This is a genomic window from Paraburkholderia sp. DD10, from assembly GCF_049177125.1.
Taxonomy (GTDB): Bacteria; Pseudomonadota; Gammaproteobacteria; order Burkholderiales; family Burkholderiaceae; genus Paraburkholderia; species Paraburkholderia terricola.
In genome coordinates this window covers 3,520,202-3,541,256 of the sequence record NZ_CP185393.1, presented here as the reverse complement: position 1 = coordinate 3,541,256, position 21,055 = coordinate 3,520,202, and the positions used below count along the sequence as shown (strand labels likewise).

Here is a 21,055-nt window from a genome sequence, read left to right as displayed (position 1 = left end):
CGAGCGGCCGATTAAACCCATTGACCGATGCGCCCCTCACCGCGTCGGCCCGTAGTCCTCTAGCTGAAACCATGAACGATCGCGAAGTCGCCGAATACCTGCTCGCCAACCCCGAATTCTTCGCCGAACACGCGGAGATGCTCGCGACGATCCGGCTTGCGAACCCGCACGGCAAAGCCGCGGTGTCGCTGCAGGAGCGGCAGATGGAAATGCTGCGCGACAAGAACAAGCATCTGGAACGGCGCCTCGCCGAACTGCTGCGTTACGGTCACGAGAACGACAGCATCGCGTCGAAATTCAATCGCTGGACCATCCGCGTAATCTCCGAGCGCGATCCGTATGCGCTGCCGCGCACGATCGCCACCGGCTTGCGCGATATTTTCGACGTGCCGCAAGCCGCGCTGCGCGTGTGGGACGTGGCCGAGCCTTATGCGCAAGCCGACTTCGCGCGCCATGTCGGCGAGGAAGTGCGGCTCTTCGCGAACAGCCTCGCCACGCCGTATTGCGGCGCGAACACCGGCTTCGAGGCGGCGCAATGGCTGTTGCCGGCGGCGGCCGTGAGCGAGGAAGCGTCGGCGGCGGGCAGCACCGCCGAATCCGCGCACGCCACCGAATCGATCGCATTGCTCGCGTTGCGCGACCCGGAAGGCAAGGAAGAAGCGCCCGCCTTCGGCCTGCTGGTGATGGGTTCGGCCGACCCGCGCAGGTTCCACGAGGGGATGGCCACCGATTTCCTCACGCAGATCGGCGCGCTGGCGAGCGCGGCGCTGAGCCGTCTGCTGCCGCGCTGAGCACATCGCGCCGCTATAAAAACATCGTGACCGAAGCCGACCCGATCGCCGCCTATCTGTCGAATCTCGAACACGAGCGCCGGCTATCGGCGCATACGCTGCGCAGCTACATCCACGAACTCGAGGAACTCCGGTTGCTGGCCAAGGGGCGGCCGCTCGCCAGCCTCACCGCCGTCGACATTCGCGGCGCCGTGTCGCGTGCGCATGCGGGCGGACTGACGGCGCGCTCGATCAGCCACCGGCTCTCGGCGTGGCGCGCGTTTTACCGCTGGTTTGCCGGCCGCGTCGATCTGCCGGCCAACCCGGTCGCTACCGTGCGCGCGCCGAAACAGCCCAAGGCGCTGCCCAAGGCGCTTTCCGTCGACGACGCCACGCGCCTGATGGAAAGCCCGCCCGCCGCGTCGCTCGAAGGTTTGCGCGATCACGCCATGCTCGAACTGTTCTACTCGTCGGGCCTGCGTCTCTCGGAACTGGTGGGACTCGACGCCCGTTTCGCCGATGCCGACGGCTACCGCTCCGCCGGCTGGCTCAAGCTGGAGTCCGCCGAAGTCGAAGTGCTCGGCAAGGGCAACCGGCGCCGCGTCGTGCCGGTCGGCAGCAAGGCGATCGAGGCCTTGAACGCGTGGCTCGCGGTGCGCGAGCAGATGATCAAGCACGATCCGCATCCGCTGTTTCTGTCGGCGCGCGGCAATCGTCTGTCGCCGAACGTGGTGCGGGACCGCGTGAAGCGCGCGGCGCTGGTCGCCGGGATTCCCGCCAACGTGCATCCGCACGTGTTGCGCCATTCGTTCGCCACGCACGTGCTGCAATCGAGCGGCGACCTGCGCGCGGTGCAGGAACTGCTCGGCCACGCCAGCATCACCGCCACCCAGGTCTACACCGCGCTCGATTTCCAGCATCTCGCGCAGGTCTACGATCAGGCGCACCCGCGCGCCAAAAAACGCGACTGACTCCGCCTTCTTTTTGCGGTTTGCAGTTTCCGCCTTGCTTCACCGGCCGCATGCTTCTACCCTGCGGCCCATTGCCCTGCTGACACCCTGATGAATACCGTTACGCTCAAACCGTCGAAAGAAAAATCGCTGCTGCGCCGCCATCCGTGGGTCTACGCCAATGCGATCGACCGGGTCGACGGCAATCCCGCTCCCGGCGCCACCGTGCTGGTGCGCGCGCACGACGGCCGCTTTCTCGCGCGCGCCGCGTACAGCCCGCATTCGCAAATCCGCGCTCGCGCGTGGAGCTTCGACGAAACCGAGCCGATCGATCACGCGTTCTTCAAGCGCCGCGTGCAGCGCGCGCTCGCGCATCGTCAAACGATGGTGCATGACACCGGCGCCGTGAGGCTGATTTTCGGCGAGGCGGACGGACTGCCCGGCCTGATCGTCGATCACTACGTCGCCGAGGATGAAGGACAGCGCAGCCAGTTGGTCTGCCAGTTCATGGCGGCGGGCGTCGAAGCGTGGAAGGAAGCGATCGTGGCGGCGCTGGTCGAAGCGACTGGCTGCCCGAACGTGTACGAGCGCTCGGACGTGTCGATTCGCCAGAAGGAAGGACTCGAACAGATCACCGGCGTGCTCGCGGGCGAAGCGCCGTCGGAGACGTTGATCGCCAGCGAAAACGGCGTGCGTTATCACGTCGACGTGCGCAACGGCCACAAGACCGGCTTCTACGTCGATCAGCGTGACAACCGCCTGCTGGTCCAGCAACTCGCTCAGGATCGCGACGTCCTCAATTGCTTCTGTTACACGGGCGGTTTCTCGCTGGCGGCCTTGAAAGGCGGCGCCAAACGCGTGGTGTCGATCGATTCGTCGGGCGAGGCCTTGGCGCTCGCGCAGCAGAACGTGGCGGCCAACGGCTTCGATGCCGAACGCGCCGCGTGGCTCGACGCCGACGCCTTCAAGACACTGCGGCGCCTGTACGACGAGGGCGAGCGCTTCGACCTGATCGTGCTCGATCCGCCGAAATTCGCGCCGTCGCGTGAACATGTGGACCGCGCGTCGCGCGCCTACAAGGACATCAATCTGACTGGCCTGAAGCTGTTGCGCCCGGGCGGGCTGCTCTTCACCTACTCGTGCTCCGGCGCGATCGACTCCGAGTTGTTCCAGAAGATCGTCGCGAGCGCGGCGGCCGACGCGCGCGTGGATGCGCGGATTCTCAAGCGCCTCGGCGCCGGGGTGGATCATCCGCTGCTCACCGCTTTCCCGGAAGGCGAATACCTGAAAGGCCTATTGTTGCAAATCGCCTGATCGCCCATAGTTTCGGGTCTATTTGCCGCGCCATGCCTTGCACATGGGGTGCGCGCCGTGCCGGCTCGAACCCCGTCGGCCAGCGCCGGCTTGACAGATATGTTTCAATAACCGGCTAGACAGGGCCGCGCGCCGCCAGGCCGCCGCGCCCGCGATGCTTTCCATTACGGACCGTTTCACGTACATACAGGCGACCAACATGATTCCAGTCACCATCCTGACCGGCTTTCTCGGCAGCGGCAAAACCACCCTGCTCAAGCGCATCCTGAACGAAAAGCACGGCATGAAGATCGCCGTGATCGAAAACGAGTTCGGCGAAGAGAACATCGACAACGAAATCCTCGTGCAGGACACGGGCGAACAGATCATTCAGATGAGCAACGGCTGCATCTGCTGCACGATCCGCGGCGATCTTTCGCGCGTGCTCGGCGATCTGGCGGCGCAGAAACAGTCCGGCAAGCTGGACTTCGACCGCGTCGTGATCGAGACCACCGGGCTCGCCAATCCGGGCCCGGTCGCGCAGACCTTCTTCATGGACGACCAGATCGCCAACGAATTCCTGCTCGACGCGATCATCACGCTGGTCGACGCGAAGCACGCGAACCAACAACTGGACGAGCATGAAGTGGTGCAGCGCCAAGTCGGTTTCGCCGATCGCCTGTTCATCACCAAGGCCGACCTGGTCGACGAACAGCACGTGGCCGATCTGCGCCACCGCCTGCTGCACATGAACCCGAAGGCGGCGATCAAGGTCGTCAATTTCGGCGATGCCGACATCAAGGAAATCTTCGACCTGCGCGGCTTCAACCTGAATTCGAAGCTCGAGATCGATCCGGACTTCCTCGTCGAAGACGACCATGCGCACAGCCACGCTCACGCGCACGACGAGCATGGCCATACGCACGCGGACCACGATCACGAAAACTGCGATCACGATCACGACCACGGCCATTGCGATCACGAAGGCCACGCTCACACGAACCACCACCACGCGCATCACGACGACAAAATCAAGTCGTTCGTGTACCGCAACGACCGTCCGTTCGATCCGAACAAGCTCGAGGACTTCCTCGGCGGGATTCTGCAAATCTACGGCGAGCGCCTGCTGCGCTACAAGGGCGTGCTGTATATGAAGGGCGTCGACCGCAAGGTCGTGTTCCAGGGCGTGCATCAAATGATGGGCAGCGATCTGGCCGCGAAGTGGCAACCGGTCGAGAAGAAAACCAACAAGATGGTGTTCATCGGCATCGAACTGCCGCAAGACCTGATCACGGACGGGTTGGACGCTTGCCTCGCGTAAGCGCATGCCCATGCGCATGAGCGACATCGCCGCAGGCCGGCCAGCCGGCGGCGTCCGCCATGCGCGGCACTCGAATCGCACCTATGCGCAATGGGAAAATCAGGGCCAATCCTCTGCCGAATCCGGCTGAACGGCGCCGAAAGGAGGGCGAAAAGTCGTATGTATGAAAAACGCGTGAAAACCCTGCTGTATTAAACGTGCACGAGCATCGCTTTTTGGTGCTGCGCGCGTTATATTTTCGGGATATCGCGGCAGCGCAGGGGGATTTTCACCGGTTGCCGTGCCGGATTGTGGTTCAGTTACAATACGTGCCCACTGGAGAATGACAACGAATTGCCCGGTCAGCGCGTTCACCGTGCCGGGCCTGAAGCGGCGCCGGAAAACCTTATCCGGAAACGCGCCGATGATGCCGGCAGGCACAGCCTGAAAGGCGTGCTGGCGGCAAGCAATGCCTCAGGAGCATTTGAGAACCGGTTTCCAGAGGAGTTCGGCCCCGCATTGGCGTAGCGACGCCCGGTGTGTGGGCGCGGAGGCGCTTGGGCGTCACGACAGTTCAGCGTCGGTGCGAGCCCCGCGTTCAGCGTCCACAAGCGCCTTTGCGGGCAATACGAAAGTGCGGGCACTATGTAAGAGTTTTGCCTCACATTGAAGAAGTAAGCCAGATGACGACGAAACGACTCTTGACCGAAGCCGAAATCCTGAAGATGAGCGACAAGGATTACATGAACGAGGATCAGCTCGCTTTCTTCAAGAACAAGCTCGAACAGCTGCAGGCGGAAATTCTCCGCAATGCCGGCCAAACAACCGAGAACCTGCGCGAAACCGTAATCGTGCCGGACCCGGCCGACCGTGCAACGATCGAGGAAGAGCATGCGCTCGAACTGCGCACGCGCGACCGCGAGCGCAAGCTGCTGAAGAAGGTGCAGCAATCGCTCGCGCGCATCGATTCCGGCGATTACGGCTGGTGCGAGGAAACCGGTGAGCCGATCGGCATCCCGCGTCTGCTCGCCCGCCCCACGGCCACCCTGTCGCTCGAAGCGCAGGAACGCCGCGAACTGCGCCAGAAGCTGTTCGGCGACTGAACGCCTGCGGCGCGGCTTCGGCTCCGCGCCCTGTTACGCTGCTTCGTCGAGAGGCGCACGGTGGTCCGTGCGCCTTTTTTCTTTTGCGCGACACCCGTCGGTTCGCGCCGACCATCCCGCTCCACGCCTGCTGCCGGTGCTTTAGCGCCTCGCTCGCCCTGCCCGCGAAGTTTGCCTACTCCGCACGCGCACTTCCGCCGAAACACGGTTTTTTGTCTTATGCCATTTGCCGGCTCTTGATATGACCGCGTACGCCCTAAAATAAATCGAACATGCGTTGTACGAGCGCGCGCACCGGCCGGTCCGGTTTCAGCGTCGCGCGCCGTCCGCTTGCCGGATTCATGCGGTGGCTGCGCTGCCGCGTCCTACCCGTTTTGCAAAGAGGAACGCATATGGAGCAATTTCACGGCACGACGATCGTCTCCGTGCGCCGCGGCGATCAGGTCGCGCTCGGCGGCGACGGCCAGGTCACGCTGGGCAACATCGTCATGAAGGGCGGGGCGAAGAAGGTCCGGCGCATCTACAACGGCAAGGTGCTGGTCGGCTTCGCCGGCGGCACGGCCGACGCCTTCTCGCTGCTCGACCGCTTCGAAGCGAAGCTCGAAAAACACCAGGGCAATCTCACGCGCGCCGCCGTCGAACTCGCCAAGGACTGGCGTACCGACCGCATGCTGCGCCGTCTCGAAGCCATGCTGATCGCGGCGGACGCGACCACCACTCTCGTCATCACCGGTAACGGCGACGTGCTCGATCCGGAAGGCGGCATCTGCGCGATCGGTTCGGGCGGCGCCTACGCGCAGGCCGCGGCGAAAGCGCTCAGCGACAACACGGCGTTGTCGCCCCGCGAAATCGTGGAGAAGTCGCTGGAGATCGCCGGCGACATGTGCATCTACACGAACCACAACCGCGTTATCGAGACGATCGAGTAAGGACCCCACGATGAGCACCATGACCCCTGCCGAGATCGTCTCGGAACTCGACAAACACATCATCGGCCAAGGCCGCGCGAAAAAAGCGGTGGCCGTGGCGCTGCGCAACCGCTGGCGGCGTCAGCAGGTGGAAGAACCGCTGCGCCAGGAAATCACGCCGAAGAACATCCTGATGATCGGCCCGACCGGTGTCGGCAAGACCGAAATCGCGCGGCGCCTGGCGAAACTGGCCGACGCGCCGTTCATCAAGATCGAGGCCACCAAGTTCACCGAGGTTGGCTACGTGGGCCGCGACGTCGACAGCATCGTGCGCGATCTGATGGAAATTTCGGTCAAGCAAACGCGCGAAACCGAAATGCGCAAGGTGCGCACCAAGGCAGAGGATCAGGCCGAGGACCGCATCCTCGATATTCTGCTGCCGAGCGCGCGCCCGGTCGGTTTCGGCGCGAGTTCGAGCGCCGTGGACACCGCCGATGAAGGCGGCACCACGCGTCAGACATTCCGCAAGCGTCTGCGCGAAGGCCTGCTCGACGACAAGGAAATCGAACTTGACGTCGAACAGCCGCAAGTCGGCATGGACATCATGGGGCCGCCGGGCATGGAAGACATGACCGAGCAGATCCGCTCGATGTTCGCGAACATCGGCGGCGGCAAGAAAACGCGCCGCAAGTTGAAGGTGAAGGAAGCGCTCAAGGTCCTCACCGACGAAGAAGCCGGCAAGATGCTCAACGACGAGGAAGTGAAAACCCGGGCGGTGCAGAACGTCGAGCAGAACGGCATCGTGTTCCTCGACGAGATCGACAAGATCGCGTCGCGCAATGAAGCCGGCGGCGGCGAGGTGTCGCGTCAGGGCGTGCAGCGCGATCTGCTGCCGCTCGTCGAGGGCACGACGATCAACACCAAGTACGGCATGGTGAAGACCGATCACATCCTGTTCATCGCGAGCGGCGCGTTCCACCTAGCCAAGCCGAGTGATCTGATTCCCGAACTGCAGGGCCGTTTTCCGATTCGCGTCGAACTCGATTCGCTGTCGGTGAAGGATTTCGAATCGATCCTGGTGTCCACGGATGCGAGCCTCGTCAAGCAATACCAGGCGCTGCTCGCCACTGAAGACGTGCACCTCGAATTCGCCGACGACGGCATTCGCCGTCTCGCCGAAATCGCGTACTCGGTGAACGAGAAGACCGAGAACATCGGCGCGCGCCGGCTGTACACGGTGATCGAAAAGCTGCTCGAGGAAGTCTCGTTCGCGGCCGGCAATCATTCGGGCAAGACGGTGCAGATCGACGCCGCCTATGTGGATCGCGCGTTGAACGAAGTGGCCGAAGACGAAGATCTGTCGCGTTACGTGCTGTGATGCCGCTGCTGATGCCAATACGAGCTGCGCGCATTGCCTGAAGCAGATCAAGCGTCACGATAAAAACCGGGCTGCCTTTGCCAAGGCAGCCCGTTTTGTTTTCCGCCGCGACGCAAGCGGAGGAATCGGCTCGCGCTTACTGCTTGACCGGCCGCTTCGCCAGCTTGCGCTGCAGCGTCCGGCGATGCATGTTCAACGCACGCGCGGTAGCCGAAATGTTGCCGCCATGCTCGGCGAGCACGCGCTGAATATGCTCCCACTCAAGACGCGCGACCGACAACGGCGTCGGATGCTCGATCGCCTCCTCGGCTTGCAGCGCGCTCGCCTCGCTTTGCAGCGCCGACAGGATCGTCTCGACGTTGGCCGGCTTGGCGAGGTAGTTGTCGGCGCCGTCTTTCACCGCCTGCACCGCCGTCGCGATACTGGCATAGCCGGTCAGCACCAGCATGCGCGCGTCGGGCTGCAAGTCGCGCAAGGGCGCGACGAGCGTGAGGCCGGAGTCGTTGCCGAGGTGCAGGTCCACCGTGATCTGGCTGAACTTCTGCTGATTCGCCAGCTTGATCGCCTCCTCGGCGTTATGCGCCTCGCTCACCGTATAACCACGCCGGGTGAGACCGCGGGCGAGGATGCCGGAGAACACCTCATCGTCGTCGATCACCAGAAAATTCTTGTCACTCATGCCTGTTTCTCCGTGTTGGATGGCGCGGCGCCCTGGCGGCCCGCGCCTGCTAATTTGCGCCCCGCGAGCGGCAGTCTCAGGACTGCGCGCGTGCCGCGCGGCTTGATCGGGCTGACATCGGTCAGTTCGATCGATCCGCCGAGACGCGCGGCCGCCGAAAACGCCAGATAGAGGCCCACGCCGTGCCCGCCTTGCGTGCTGTCGACCGGCATGGTGCCGAGCGACCCGCGCAGCGGCGCCGGAATGCCGGGGCCCGCGTCGCATACTTCGAATACGATCTGGTCGCCGCGAACCGCAAGCGCGCAGGACAACGTCACGTGATCGCGACTCGCGCGCGCGGCGTTGTCGAGCAGAATCGTGAGAATCTGACTCACGGCAACCGTATCGTCAAGGCTGACGTCCGCGGGCGGCACGCCGAGCCGTTCGAATTTCACATGCGGATGCCGCAAGCGCCACTGCTCGCCGAACGACTCGAGCCACTCGCCGATCAGTTGACGGTTGGTGGTTGTCGATGCGCGGCTACGCAATCGGGCAAGCGCCGACGTGCACAGTGTCATCTGCTGTTCGAGCAATTCCAGATCGGCGCTGTACGGCGCGAGTCCTTTGTCGGTGCGCGCCGCGTCGCGCAATTCCTCGGACAGCATCGCAATGGTGGACAGCGGCGTGCCGATTTCGTGCGCGACGGTGGCGGCCTGCACGCCGAGCGCGACCGCGCGTTCATCGTGAAGCAAGCGCTGCTGCGCTTCTCCTAGCGCTGCGTCACGTAGCCGCAGAGCCCGCGACATACGCGCGACGAACCACGCGATCAGCCCGACGCTGACCATGAAGTTCACCCACATGCCGGCCCGATAGTAGTCGAACAGATTCGCGGGGTTGTCGAGATTCAGCGGCACGGAGTCGAAACCGAGTACCGCGTAGCAGGCCACGGCGAACGCCGCGAGCCACGCCATCAGATGCCACGGCAACACGGCGGCGGCAATCGCGAGCGACGGCAGATATAGCGAAACGAATGGATTGGTGGTGCCGCCGGAGAGAAACAGCAGCGCGGATAATGCGCCGAGATCGACCCAGATCTGGCCGAACAGCTCCATATTGGACTCGGGCCGCTGCTGCGAGACGCGCCACCATGTGAGTGCGTTGAAGATCACTTCGAGGGCAATCACAAGCAGCATCGCGGGCAACGGCAAGTGCACGCCGACGAACATCTGCACGACCGCGATCGTCACCAGTTGCCCGATGATGGCGAGGCTGCGCAGCCAGAACAGATGACCGAGATTGACCCGGCCGGTGTTGGTTATACGATGCATGACTCTTTAGCTCACCTGTTCGGACCGGTACGACTTATGCAGCCACCTCGCGCGGGTAAGATGACATTTTTTGCGAACGCCTCGCACGGACCGATCGGTCATCATCGGTTCTTCCACCGCACAATCCACTCATGCAGCCCACCTCTGATAGCGAGACGCACGCCCTCTCAGCGTTCCTGACCTTCCTGCTGCGCGCCGCCGCGGCCAGGAAAAACGGCGCGGCCGAAGAGGAGGCTCGATGGCTCAACGCCGCGGCAGAAATCCATCCGCTCGACGACGCCTCGCTCGATTCGCTCGCCGCCGCGCTCCGTGAGCGCAACCGGCACGCCGACGCGATCCAACTCGCCGCCATTATTGCCCAACTCGATCCCCAAAGCGCCATTCCGCACTTCCGCCTCGGCTACACACTGCAGATGACAAACCGGCACGCCGACGCAATCGCGCCCTATCGCCGGGCGCTCGCAATCGATCCGCAGCTTCCGCGCCTGCGCGGCAATCTCGCCGCCGCATTGATGCTTACCGGCGGCGACCTGAGCGAGCAACTGGCGCTACTCGAGAGCACCGTCCGCGACGATCCCGACGATGCGGACGGCTGGACCAATCTCGCGAACGTATACCGCATGAGCATGAACGTGCCGCTCGCGATCGAAGCCGGCGCGAGAGCCGTGCAATGCTCGCCGGGCAGCCCGCTGGCGCACAACAACTATGCGCTGGCGCTGCGTGAGGCACAACGCTGGGACGAGGCGGCGCAAGCGGGAGAAGCGGCTTGCGCGCTGGCGCCCGACGACGCGAAGATGCGCTCCAATCTCGCGATGCTGCAACTCGTGCGAGGCGATTACGCGGCCGGTTGGCTCTCGCACGAAGCGCGCTGGGAGGGCGCCCAGGAACTGAGCGGCAACCGCCCCGTCATGCCGGCGCCCACCTGGCAAGGCGAACCGCTCGGCGGCAAAACGCTGCTGGTGTGGGGCGAACAGGGCATGGGCGATCTCTTGCAGTTCTGCCGCTACATGCCGATGCTGGCCGAGCGTGTTCATCGCGACGGCGGCCGTCTCGTCTGGAATTCGTTTCCGCAGATGGGCGCGCTGCTCGCGCGCAGCCTCGGTCATCATGTCGACGCTTATTCGGCCGGCGGCGGTGTCGATTCGCTCCCGCCGTTCGATTACGAAATACCGCTACTCAGCCTGCCGCTGATTTTCGACACGCGCGAAGACACGATTCCGCGCGCCACGCCGTATTTGCACGCGGACGCGGCAGCCCGCGCGTCGTGGCAAGAACGGCTCGCCGGAGAAACGAGGCTCAAGGTTGGACTCACGTGGACCGGCAGCCACGGCCATCAGCGCAATCCGTTCCGGCGCGTCGGTTGGGAACGTTATGCGGCCCATTTCAGCGGCATGCGGAACGTGTCCTTCTATTCGTTGCAACCGGGCGCGAACGCCGACGTTGCGGCGGCGCGAGCAGCCGGCCTGCCCATGACGGACTACACCGCCGAATTCAGAACCTTCGACGATACCGCCGCATTCGTCAGCGCGCTCGACCTCGTGATCACTGTATGCACGTCGGCCGCGCATTTGAGCGGCGCGCTCGGCCAGCGCACCTGGGTGCTGCTCGACGTCAACCCGCATTGGGTCTGGTTACTCGATCGGCGCGACAGCCCGTGGTATCCGAGCGCGACGCTGTACCGGCAGCCACGGTTCGGGCAATGGGAGCCGGTGCTGGAAAACGTCGCCCGTGACCTGAGCGCACTCGCGGCCCAGCATCGCGTGGCATAGAGCGCCGCGTTTCGTCGAAGCCGCGCCGCTTGCGCCTGCTTCAGGACGAACCGGCGTTCGGTCGCTCCCGAGCCGCTCGTGCAATTTCCGCGGCAAGACATTCGGGACACAGGCAACGGCCGGCCGCATCGAGTCTGTCTGCCGGCAATACCGGCATCTCGCGGCACCAGCACTCGGACGGCTGGGCATGCATGCCGCAATCAAAAGCGTTACCGCAGCGCGGGCAGCGCGCGCTGCCTTCGGAGCGGGAGGCGGACGGTTTCATGACGTGCCAGGTGGTCTCGCTTCAGCCTTGGTCAGGAAATGATGCCACGACTGGCGAAGCTCCGTCAGTCGCCCATTCGGCCAATTGCGGGGCGCGTCTCAACAGCGGTACGCTCGATCGTCGGCTACAGGTTGCGGGCCGCCTCTACGCGGTGTACAAAACCGGCGCGCTCAGGCGTTGCCGTCGCTGTCGAAAACCCTGTTGCAACGCGCCAGTCCTGTACAATTCGCCCTGTTTTAACCGTCCCGTGCCCGAGCCTGCCGCCATGTCCGAGCTTCCCGACCTTTCGCAGATTGCGCCCACCCTGAAGGCTGAAATCCTGGCCGAGGCGCTGCCCTACATCCGCCAGTATCACGGTAAGACCGTGGTCATCAAATACGGCGGCAACGCCATGACCGAAGAGCGCCTGAAGCAAGGCTTCGCGCGCGACGTGATCCTGCTGAAGCTGGTCGGCATCAACCCGGTCATCGTGCACGGCGGCGGTCCGCAAATCGATCAGGCGCTGAAGAAGATCGGCAAACAGGGCACGTTCATCCAGGGCATGCGCGTCACCGACGAAGAGACGATGGAAGTCGTCGAATGGGTGCTCGGCGGCGAGGTGCAGCAGGACATCGTCACGCTCATCAATCATTTCGGCGGTCATGCGGTCGGCCTCACCGGCAAGGACGGCGGCCTGATCCACGCGCGCAAGATGCAAATGCCGGATCGCGACAACCCCGGCCAATACGTCGACATCGGCCAGGTGGGCGAAGTCGAGGCAATCAATCCGGCCGTCGTGAAGGCGCTGCAAGACGACGCGTTCATTCCGGTGATTTCGCCGATCGGCTTCGGTGAAGACGGCCTGTCGTACAACATCAACGCGGACCTGGTCGCCGGCAAGCTGGCCGTGGTGCTGAACGCGGAAAAGCTGGTCATCATGACCAACATTCCGGGCGTGATGGACAAGGAAGGCAATCTGCTCACCGATCTTTCAGCGCGCGAAATCGACGCCCTGTTCGCCGACGGCACGATCTCCGGCGGCATGCTGCCGAAAATCTCGTCGGCGCTGGACGCGGCCAAGAGCGGCGTGCGTTCGGTGCACATCATCGACGGCCGGATCGAGCACTCGGTGCTGCTGGAAATCCTCACCGAACAGCCGTTCGGCACGATGATCCGCTCGCATTGATTCCTGCCTCAAACCCGGCACGCACGGCGCGCTCGCAAGACGCGCCATGTGTGCCGCGTCGTTTCACTGCTGCGTTGGCCGTTATCCCGCTGCACGCCAGCGTCTCACGCCGACACACTCACCCTTCCTCGATCGCCGTCCGCGCCGCGAACCGTCCGCGTTTGCCGCGTAATGCGACCGCTCGCGCCTGAACGGCGCCTTTCATCATGCGCACTCCCACTTCCCGACGCCGCCGCCCGCACATCGCTGGCGGCCGCCCGGTCTGGCTGTTCGATCTCGACAACACGCTGCACCGCGCTTCGCACGCGATCTTTCCGGCGATCAATCAGGCGATGACGCAGTACATCATCGACGCGCTGCAAGTCGAAATGGACGAAGCCAATCGCTTGCGCACCGGTTACACGCAGCGCTACGGCGCGACGCTGCTCGGTCTCGCGCGCCACCATCCGCTCGATCCGAACGACTTCCTGAAGGTCGTGCATACGTTTCCCGACCTCGGTTCGATGATTCGCCACGAACGCGGTGTCGCGCGCCTCGTCGCGGCGCTGCCGGGCCGCAAGATCGTGCTGACCAACGCGCCCGAAAGCTATGCGCGCGCGGTGCTCGCCAAACTGCGCATCGAGCGTCTGTTCGAACAGGTGATCGCCATCGAGCACATGCGCGATCGCCGCAACTGGCGCGCCAAACCCGACCACGCGATGTTGCGCAAGGCGATGCGCGACGCGCATGTGTCGCTCAAGGACGTGATCCTCGTTGAAGACACGCGCTCGCATTTAAAGCACTATCGGCGCCTCGGCATCCGCACCGTGTGGATCACCGGCCATCTGCCGCGCAAGCCGCATGCGGACGGCGTGCCGACGCGCCTGCCGGGCACCGGCCGGCCGCACTATGTCGATCGGACCATTCGTTCGTTAAAATCGCTTCGACTGGGCACCCGCTCGGTTCGATTGAAGGGACAGCAGGGACGACAGCCATGCAGCCGATCGACAAGCCCGACGAAGCCTTAGCCGAACACGAGCGCACAGCGCCCGTCGCCGCGCGCGCGCAGCGCCTGAAGCCGGGCGAGCGCCGCGTCCACATCCTGCAGACGCTCGCCGCCATGCTGGAGGCGCCGAAGAGCGAAAAGATCACCACGGCGGCGCTCGCCGCCCGGCTCGGCGTGTCGGAAGCGGCGCTCTACCGCCATTTCGCCAGCAAGGCGCAAATGTTCGAAGGGCTGATCGAGTTCATCGAGCAAACCATCTTCGGGCTCATCAACCAGATCGCCGACAAGGAAAGCAACGGCGTGCTGCAAGCCCGCGCGATCGCGCTGATGCTGCTCAACTTCCCCGCGAAGAATCCCGGCATGACGCGTGTGTTGACGTGCGAGGCGCTGGTCGGCGAGCACGAACGGCTGACCGAGCGTGTGAATCAGATGCTGGAGCGCGTCGAGGCGTCGTTGAAACAATGTCTGCGAGTGGCACACATGGAAGCGGGAGCAACCACGGGCGAAAACGTTGCCGTCCCGCTGCCCGCCGGCTACGACCCGGCCGTCCGCGCGAGCCTTTTGCTGAGCTATATCATCGGCCGCTGGCATCGCTATGTGCGCAGCGGTTTCGCGCGCATGCCCGCCGAACATGCCGACGCGCAGCTCCTGCTAATTCTCCAATAGTCCACGCCGCGCATCTCGGATGATGTCGCGCCAGGACTGTGCCCGCGACGCTGCCGCATGGGATTTTCCGCTATACTTTGCGCCTGACTGCGGCACCACGAAGCATCCGGGGCCGCGCTCCTGAACATCCATCACGCGCCGATTTGCTGACTCGATTGCGGGCGCGCGAACTGCCGGGAAGATCCCGCGGTTCACTATAAATGCGGCTAAAGAGGTCGTCAGCCGCGCACACAGTCGTTCCTCTCCGTGCTTCGCCGACGCCATCTAGCCGCCCTGTCTTTGTCAAATGGCGGAATGAATGGAATCGATCGGTATCGTCGCTCCCCAAAAAATGCATTTCACCGAGCCGCTGCGTTTGCAGAACGGCAGCTCGCTGGACGGTTACGACCTGATGGTCGAGACCTACGGCACGCTCAACGCCGCGCGCAGCAATGCGGTGCTGGTATGTCACGCGCTCAACGCCTCGCATCACGTGGCCGGCGTGTATGCCGACAATCCGAAGGACCTCGGCTGGTGGGACAACATGGTCGGCCCCGGCAAGCCGCTCGACACCAACAGATTCTTCGTGATCGGCGTGAACAACCTGGGCTCGTGCTTCGGTTCGACCGGGCCGATGAGCATCGATCCGGCCACGGGCAAACCGTACGGCGCGACGTTCCCCGTGGTGACGGTCGAAGATTGGGTCAACGCCCAGGCGCGCGTCGCCGATGAATTCGGCATCACGCGCTTTGCCGCGGTGATGGGCGGCAGCCTCGGCGGCATGCAGGCGCTCGCGTGGAGCATGATGTATCCCGAGCGTGTCGCGCACTGCATCGTGGTCGCGTCCACGCCGAAGCTGTCGGCGCAGAACATCGCGTTCAACGAGGTGGCGCGCTCGGCGATCCTGTCGGATCCCGACTTTCACGGCGGCAATTACTACGCGCACAACGTGAAGCCGAAGCGCGGCTTGCGCGTCGCGCGCATGATCGGCCATATCACCTATCTGTCGGACGACGACATGGCCGAGAAATTCGGCCGCTCGCTGCGCCGCGCGGAAGGCGCGCTCGATGCGTACAACTTCAACTTCGACGTGGAATTCGAGGTGGAATCGTATCTGCGCTATCAGGGCGACAAATTCGCCGACTACTTCGACGCGAACACGTATCTGCTGATTACCCGCGCGCTCGACTATTTCGACCCGGCCAAGGCCTTCGACGGCGATCTGACCGCCGCGCTCGCGCACACCACGGCGAAATACCTGATTGCAAGCTTCGCAACCGACTGGCGTTTCGCGCCGGCCCGCTCGCGCGAACTGGTGAAGGCGCTGCTCGATCACAAGCGCACGGTCACCTACGCTGAAATCGACGCGCCGCACGGCCACGACGCCTTCCTGCTCGACGACGCGCGCTATCACAACCTGATGCGCGCTTATTACGAACGCATTGCGAACGAGGTGAACGCATGAACCAGCGAGCACTCGATTACCTGGCGCTACGCCCGGACTTCCGCGCGATCGCCCGCTGGGTCGAAACGCGCGCCACCGTGCTCGACCTGGGCTGCGGCGACGGCTCGCTGCTGTCGCTGCTCACCGAAGAGCTGGACGTGCAGGGCTACGGCATCGAAATCACCGACGCGGGCGTGCTGGCGTCGACGCAAAACGGCGTGAACGTGATCCAGCAGAATCTGGAAGACGGCCTGCGTCTGTTCGAAGACCGCAGTTTCGACTTCGCGATTCTGTCGCAAACGCTGCAAACCATTCATCAGACGGCGGCGATCCTGCGCGAGACGGTGCGCGTCGGCAAGGAATGCATCGTCTCGTTCCCGAATTTCGGCTACTGGGCGCACCGGCTTTCGGTCCTGCAAGGCCGCATGCCGGTGTCGAAGTCGCTGCCTTATCAGTGGCACAACACGCCGAACGTGCGGGTGCTGACCATCAAGGATTTCGAGGCGCTCGCGCCCGAAGTCGGCATCGAGATTCTCGACCGCGTCGTCCTCCACGAAGGTCAGGCGGTGCGATGGGGGGCGAACTGGCGTGGTAGTCTTGCGGTCTATCGCGTCAAGAAAAGCTAACGCAAGTTATCCACATGTCGAACCCGCCGCATGAGGCGCCCGCACTTACCGCTCACGAAGAACATCCCGGCTGGCGCGCATTCCTGAATACGCGCATGCTGATTTGCGTCTTTCTCGGCTTCACGTCGGGATTGCCGCTGTTCACGCTCGTCTATCTGGTGCAGGCGTGGTTACGCTCTGAAGGCGTCAACCTGAAGGAAATCGGCCTGTTTGCGCTGATTCAGTTTCCGTATACCTGGAAATTCATCTGGGCGCCGCTGATGGACCGCTACGTGCCGCGTTTTCCGGGCTGGCGTCCGGGCAGACGGCGCGGCTGGATGCTGGTCACACAGATTCTGGTCGCCGGCGCGATCGCGACGCTCGGCTTCGTGTCGCCGCGCGATTCGATCTGGACGGTGGCCGCGTTGACGGCGCTCGTCGCGTTCTTCGGCGCAAGCCAGGATATCTCGATCGACGCCTACCGGCGCGAACTGCTGAGCGATACCCAGCAGGGGCTCGGCAATGCGGTTCATGTGAACGCTTACAAGATCGCGGCGCTGGTCCCTGGATCGCTCGCGCTGATTCTGTCCGACCATTTGCCGTGGACCACCGTTTTCATCGTCACGGCAGCGTTCATGCTGCCGGGCATGGTGATGACGCTAGTGGTGCGCGAGCCCGAAGTGCATGGCACGCCGCCCAAGAATCTGCGCGAGGCGATCGTGCAGCCATTCAGCGAATTCATTCACCGCGACGGCTGGCGCGGCGCGCTGTTCGTGCTCGGCTTCATCTTTCTGTACAAGCTCGGCGACACGATGGCGACCACGCTGTCCACGTCGTTCTTCCTCGATATCGGCTTTTCGCGCACGCAGGTCGGCGTGATCGCGAAGACTACCGCGTTCGGCGCGAGTCTCGCGGGCGGGATCGTCGGCGGAATCTGGCTGATGAAGATCGGCATCGGCCGCGGGCTGTGGATTTTCGGCGTGCTGCAAATGGTGTCGACGCTCGGTTTCGCGTGGCTCGCGCATCTCGGGCCCGCCTCGCCGGGTCTCGTGGTGATTTACGACATCGCCGTGTGGCTGAGCGAGGGCACGACGAAGCTGCTGGCGCTGGTGGGCATCGACTGGGCCGTGCAGCTCGAGCCGCGCTCGGTCGCGCTGGCGCTCGTCTACGGATTCGAGACTTTTTCCACCGGCCTGACGATGGCGGCTTTCACCGCGTATATCGCCAGCACCACCGATCCGCGCTACACGGCCACGCAGTTCGCGCTTTTCACGAGTCTCGCTTCGGTGCCGCGCACGCTGGCGTCGGCGGCAAGCGGTTACGTGGTCGCGCAGATTGGCTGGTTCGACTACTTCATCGTCTGCACGGTGCTGGCGCTGCCCGGCATGCTGCTTCTGCTGCGCATCGCGCCGTGGAGGACTCAGTCGTGACGGCGCTTGCGGCTACGCGCGCGGGGCGCCGGGATAGCGCCAAGGCGCAGGCGTTCCAGCCTGGCCGCATCGCGCTGCATGTCGTATGGGCGCTCGGCTGCGCGGGCCTCGCATGGGCCGTCGTGCCGTTGAACGCCTACGCCACGGCCCCGGCGGCCGGCGTTAGCGCACCGACATCGGCAACCGCAACGGCACCCTCCGCAGCGCCAACGGCAAAACCGGCGCAGAACCCGGCGAGCCCCGAGAATTCGACATCGACGCCCGGCGCGAACAGCGCCACCAGCGCCGGCAGCGCGCCCGCGGCCGTCACGCCGCCTTCGCCGCAACCGCCCCCGGCGCCGGTGACGCCGCGCACGCCCGCGGCCACATCGTCACCGCCCGCAGCCGCCAAGGCGCCCGCCGCCACGTCGGCAACCGCCGCCAGCGTGCCGGCGTCGCCCTCGTACGGCCCCAACACACAGCTACGCTACGGCGGCTACCTGGTGTTCCGCAATCTGATCCCCTCGCCGGTGCTCGAAACGCAAGCCGCCGAAGAGTTCGATCAGATCGCCTATGGCGCGGAGCACGCGAATCGCCTGTACGGCGATGCCGACGCGCACGTCACGCGCGTGCGTTCGATGCTCGACAAGATGATTCCCTACTCGCTGAAATGGAACGAGCGGGCCAAGGGCTGGAAGTGGGACGTCGCGGTGGTGCGCTCGAACGATATCCGCATGTACTGTCTGCCTGGCGGCAAGATCGTCGTGTATAGCGGACTGCTCGACCGGGTGCGTCTGAACGACAACGAACTCGGCATGCTGCTCGGGCATGAGATCGCGCACGCGCTGCGCGAGCATGCGCGCGAGCGGCTCGGCGAACGGCAGGCGGGACAGATCAGTTCGTCGGGCGCGATCCCGCAACTCTTCGGTCTCGCCGATCTCGGCGTGGCGCCGCTCGGCATCGGTTCGCAGTTGCTCGAAATGAAGTACGAAAACACCGACGAGACGGAAGCCGACGTGATCGGCAGCGATATCGCATCGCGCGCCGGCTTCGATCCGCGCGCAGCCATCGGGCTATGGGACAAACTGGCGGCGGCGACGCGCGCCAACCGCGAGCAAGGTTTCATCTACGTGCATCCGTACACGCAGGCGCGCCGCCAGGACATCATCAAGCGCTTGCCGGATATGTTGCCGCTCTACGCAAAGGCCATCGACAAAACGATCGACGAGCTGCCCGACTACGGCGGCATAGGCCGTCCGCGCCGCAAGCTGGCCCGCGAATGAATTTCGCGAGCCGCACGCCGCGTGCGGCGCGGGCAATGGCTACTTGTCGATCTGGTGATCGTAATCGACGGTCAGCGGCGCATGGTCGCTGAACTTGATGTCGCGAAACACGTCGGTGCGCTTCGCCTTGCTCGCGATGCCCGGCGTCGCGATCTGATAATCGATCCGCCACCCAACGTTCTTCGCATAAGCCTGGCCGCGATTGCTCCACCACGTGTACTGCTCCGGCCGCTGGTCGAGCGTGCGGAACACGTCGACGTAACCCACTTCGTCGAACAGCCTGGTCAGCCATGCGCGCTCTTCCGGCAGGCAGCCTGAGTTCTTCTGGTTGCTCTTCCAGTTCTTGATGTCGATTTCCTTGTGGACGATGTTCACGTCGCCGCACACGATCACCTCGCGCTCCCTGGTGAGTTCAGCGAGATGCGGCATGAATTCGTCCATGAAACGGTACTTGGCCTGCTGACGCTCGTCACCGCTCGACCCCGACGGCACATACACCGAGATCACCGACAGCTTGCCGAAACGCAATTCGACATAGCGCCCTTCCGGGTCGAACTCCTCGCTGCCGAAACCGATCACCACTTCGTCCGGCTCATGGCGGGTGTACACGCCCGCGCCGCTATAGCCTTTTTTCACCGCATGCTGGAAGTAGCCGGTGAAATCGTGCGGCGCCATGAATTCCGGCGTCATATCGTCCTGCGAGCATTTGATTTCCTGCACGCACAGCACGTCGGCCTGCTGCTCGCCGAACCACTCGAAAAAGCCCTTCTTGGCCGCTGAGCGGATGCCGTTCAGGTTGGCGGTAATCACACGCAACATGTCGTTCCTTTTTGATGTCGATTCGTTTCTGGTAGCGGAGGGCACGGGGTCACGCGACCCTAACACCCCTTAGCGATTCCTTGGGCGGCGGATATTCGAGTTTCAACGATTCGAAGGTGCGCAGCAGCAACTCGGCGATCATGACGTTGCGGTGCGTTTTCGAATCGGCCGGCACCACGTACCAAGGCGCGTATTCGGTCGACGTCGCCGCCAACGCGTCGCGATACACCGCCTGATATTTGTCCCAGTGCTTGCGGGCATCGAGATCGGACACGTCGAACTTCCAGTGTTTGCTCGGATCGTCGATGCGCGCTTGCAAGCGCACGCGCTGCTCGTCTTTCGAAATGTGCAGCATGCACTTGAGGATGGTCGTGCCGCTATCGGCCAGCATCTCCTCGAACTGGCGAATGTGGCGGCAGCGTTGCTCGAAGCCTTGGGCATCCAACGTGCCGAGCACGGTGGGCACGAGCAGGTCTTCGTAGTGACTGCGATTGAAGACGGTCAGCTCGCCGGCGGCGGGCGCCTGCGAATGCACGCGCCACAGAAAATCATGCGCGAGTTCGGTGGCGGTGGGCGCCTTGAACGGCACGATGCGCAAGCCGAGCGGATCGACTTCATGAAACACCGCGCGGATGGTGCCGTCCTTGCCGCTCGTGTCCATGCCTTGCAGCACCAGCAGCACGCGACGCTTCTGCTGCGCGTGGAGACACTCCTGCTGTATGTCGAGCTTCGCGCCGATCTCGGACAAGCGCGCCCGGTCGGCGTCTTTCGAACCGCTCGAAAACGGCCTTGCGGCGGGGTCGACGTTGCCGAGCGAGAACTTGCCGTTCTTCTTGCCGGCCTCGAAATACGGCACGCGGAAGTCGTCGAGTTCGGGTTGCTTCGCCATTCACACTCTCCGTGATCTGCGTTCAAACGGGCCCGTAAATGAAACGGGCCGTTGCCCCACTTTCGTTTCCGGCAACGGCCCGCGATGTC

At 63.9% G+C, this 21,055-nt stretch carries 20 protein-coding genes; 15 read left to right on the top strand and 5 right to left on the bottom strand.

All coding sequences use genetic code 11. The features are described from left to right. Positions 1 to 71: 71 nt before the first annotated feature. The 7 genes from ACOCG7_RS31405 to hslU all read left to right on the top strand — a co-directional run bounded on the left by ACOCG7_RS31405 (position 72) and on the right by hslU (position 7,702). Positions 72 to 791, top strand: a complete 720-nt coding sequence (locus ACOCG7_RS31405) for a DUF484 family protein (protein WP_073430322.1) — start codon at positions 72 to 74, stop codon at positions 789 to 791. Positions 792 to 817: 26 nt separating this feature from the next. After that, positions 818 to 1,741 carry a tyrosine recombinase XerC gene (gene xerC / locus ACOCG7_RS31400; protein WP_073430323.1) on the top strand — a complete coding sequence of 308 codons (924 nt, stop codon included), beginning with the start codon at positions 818 to 820 and terminating at the stop codon, positions 1,739 to 1,741. Between the two features lie 90 nt (positions 1,742 to 1,831). After that, on the top strand, positions 1,832 to 3,034 hold the full coding sequence (locus tag ACOCG7_RS31395; RefSeq protein WP_073430324.1) for a class I SAM-dependent rRNA methyltransferase: 1,203 nt from the start codon (positions 1,832 to 1,834) through the stop codon (positions 3,032 to 3,034). A 199-nt stretch (positions 3,035 to 3,233) separates the two neighbouring features. Continuing rightward, positions 3,234 to 4,334, top strand: coding sequence for a CobW family GTP-binding protein (locus tag ACOCG7_RS31390; RefSeq protein ID WP_073430389.1), 1,101 nt, complete (start codon positions 3,234 to 3,236; stop codon positions 4,332 to 4,334). A 662-nt stretch (positions 4,335 to 4,996) separates the two neighbouring features. Continuing rightward, positions 4,997 to 5,416 (top strand): RNA polymerase-binding protein DksA, encoded by a 420-nt coding sequence (gene dksA, locus ACOCG7_RS31385; protein ID WP_006050516.1) that lies wholly within the window; start codon positions 4,997 to 4,999, stop codon positions 5,414 to 5,416. A 392-nt stretch (positions 5,417 to 5,808) separates the two neighbouring features. Then, positions 5,809 to 6,345 (top strand): ATP-dependent protease subunit HslV, encoded by a 537-nt coding sequence (hslV, locus tag ACOCG7_RS31380; RefSeq protein WP_073430325.1) that lies wholly within the window; start codon positions 5,809 to 5,811, stop codon positions 6,343 to 6,345. Between the two features lie 10 nt (positions 6,346 to 6,355). Further along, the gene (hslU, locus tag ACOCG7_RS31375; RefSeq protein WP_073430326.1) at positions 6,356 to 7,702 is read left to right on the top strand and encodes an ATP-dependent protease ATPase subunit HslU; all 1,347 of its coding nucleotides are present in this window, start codon (positions 6,356 to 6,358) and stop codon (positions 7,700 to 7,702) included. 136 nt (positions 7,703 to 7,838) lie between these two features. Here hslU and ACOCG7_RS31370 read toward each other — a convergent pair whose 3' ends face one another. Together ACOCG7_RS31370 and ACOCG7_RS31365 are read right to left on the bottom strand one after the other, a co-directional pair. Continuing rightward, positions 7,839 to 8,381, bottom strand: coding sequence for a response regulator transcription factor (locus tag ACOCG7_RS31370; protein WP_073430327.1), 543 nt, complete (start codon positions 8,379 to 8,381; stop codon positions 7,839 to 7,841). Continuing rightward, a complete protein-coding gene (locus tag ACOCG7_RS31365) occupies positions 8,378 to 9,688 on the bottom strand; it encodes an ATP-binding protein (protein WP_073430328.1) in 1,311 nt (436 codons plus the stop codon). Before ACOCG7_RS31365 ends, ACOCG7_RS31370 begins: the two co-directional genes overlap by 4 nt. 131 nt (positions 9,689 to 9,819) lie before the next feature. Here ACOCG7_RS31365 and ACOCG7_RS31360 point away from each other — a divergent pair, with 131 nt between their 5' ends. Next, positions 9,820 to 11,457 carry a tetratricopeptide repeat protein gene (locus ACOCG7_RS31360; protein WP_073430329.1) on the top strand — a complete coding sequence of 546 codons (1,638 nt, stop codon included), beginning with the start codon at positions 9,820 to 9,822 and terminating at the stop codon, positions 11,455 to 11,457. A gap of 40 nt (positions 11,458 to 11,497) precedes the next feature. On the opposite strand, the gene ACOCG7_RS31355 is transcribed toward ACOCG7_RS31360, so the two are convergent. After that, a complete protein-coding gene (locus ACOCG7_RS31355) occupies positions 11,498 to 11,722 on the bottom strand; it encodes a cysteine-rich CWC family protein (protein WP_073430330.1) in 225 nt (74 codons plus the stop codon). Positions 11,723 to 11,987: 265 nt separating this feature from the next. On the opposite strand from ACOCG7_RS31355, the gene argB reads away from it, so the two are divergent. From argB to ACOCG7_RS31320, 7 genes are all read left to right on the top strand, one after another. Then, complete coding sequence (gene argB, locus ACOCG7_RS31350) at positions 11,988 to 12,887, top strand: acetylglutamate kinase (protein ID WP_073430331.1); 900 nt, start codon at positions 11,988 to 11,990, stop codon at positions 12,885 to 12,887. Positions 12,888 to 13,093: 206 nt separating this feature from the next. Continuing rightward, positions 13,094 to 13,894: a pyrimidine 5'-nucleotidase gene (locus tag ACOCG7_RS31345; RefSeq protein WP_073430332.1), complete on the top strand. Its 801-nt coding sequence runs from the start codon at positions 13,094 to 13,096 to the stop codon at positions 13,892 to 13,894. Next, positions 13,861 to 14,538, top strand: coding sequence for a nucleoid occlusion factor SlmA (gene slmA / locus ACOCG7_RS31340; protein WP_073430333.1), 678 nt, complete (start codon positions 13,861 to 13,863; stop codon positions 14,536 to 14,538). Before ACOCG7_RS31345 ends, slmA begins: the two co-directional genes overlap by 34 nt. A 298-nt stretch (positions 14,539 to 14,836) precedes the next feature. After that, positions 14,837 to 15,982, top strand: coding sequence for a homoserine O-succinyltransferase MetX (gene metX, locus ACOCG7_RS31335; protein WP_073430334.1), 1,146 nt, complete (start codon positions 14,837 to 14,839; stop codon positions 15,980 to 15,982). Further along, a complete protein-coding gene (metW, locus tag ACOCG7_RS31330; protein ID WP_073430335.1) occupies positions 15,979 to 16,587 on the top strand; it encodes a methionine biosynthesis protein MetW in 609 nt (202 codons plus the stop codon). The genes metX and metW overlap by 4 nt, the downstream gene beginning before the upstream one ends. A 14-nt stretch (positions 16,588 to 16,601) precedes the next feature. Then, positions 16,602 to 17,996, top strand: a complete 1,395-nt coding sequence (locus tag ACOCG7_RS31325; RefSeq protein WP_073430336.1) for an AmpG family muropeptide MFS transporter — start codon at positions 16,602 to 16,604, stop codon at positions 17,994 to 17,996. A 68-nt stretch (positions 17,997 to 18,064) separates the two neighbouring features. After that, on the top strand, positions 18,065 to 19,258 hold the full coding sequence (locus ACOCG7_RS31320) for a M48 family metallopeptidase (protein ID WP_073430390.1): 1,194 nt from the start codon (positions 18,065 to 18,067) through the stop codon (positions 19,256 to 19,258). A gap of 39 nt (positions 19,259 to 19,297) precedes the next feature. Here the strand turns inward: ACOCG7_RS31320 and ACOCG7_RS31315 are convergent, their stop codons facing one another. Together ACOCG7_RS31315 and ACOCG7_RS31310 are read right to left on the bottom strand one after the other, a co-directional pair. Beyond that, the gene (locus ACOCG7_RS31315; RefSeq protein WP_073430337.1) at positions 19,298 to 20,077 is read right to left on the bottom strand and encodes an exodeoxyribonuclease III; all 780 of its coding nucleotides are present in this window, start codon (positions 20,075 to 20,077) and stop codon (positions 19,298 to 19,300) included. Positions 20,078 to 20,126: 49 nt separating this feature from the next. Then, positions 20,127 to 20,966 carry a PPK2 family polyphosphate kinase gene (locus ACOCG7_RS31310; protein ID WP_073430338.1) on the bottom strand — a complete coding sequence of 280 codons (840 nt, stop codon included), beginning with the start codon at positions 20,964 to 20,966 and terminating at the stop codon, positions 20,127 to 20,129. Positions 20,967 to 21,055 lie beyond the last annotated feature (89 nt).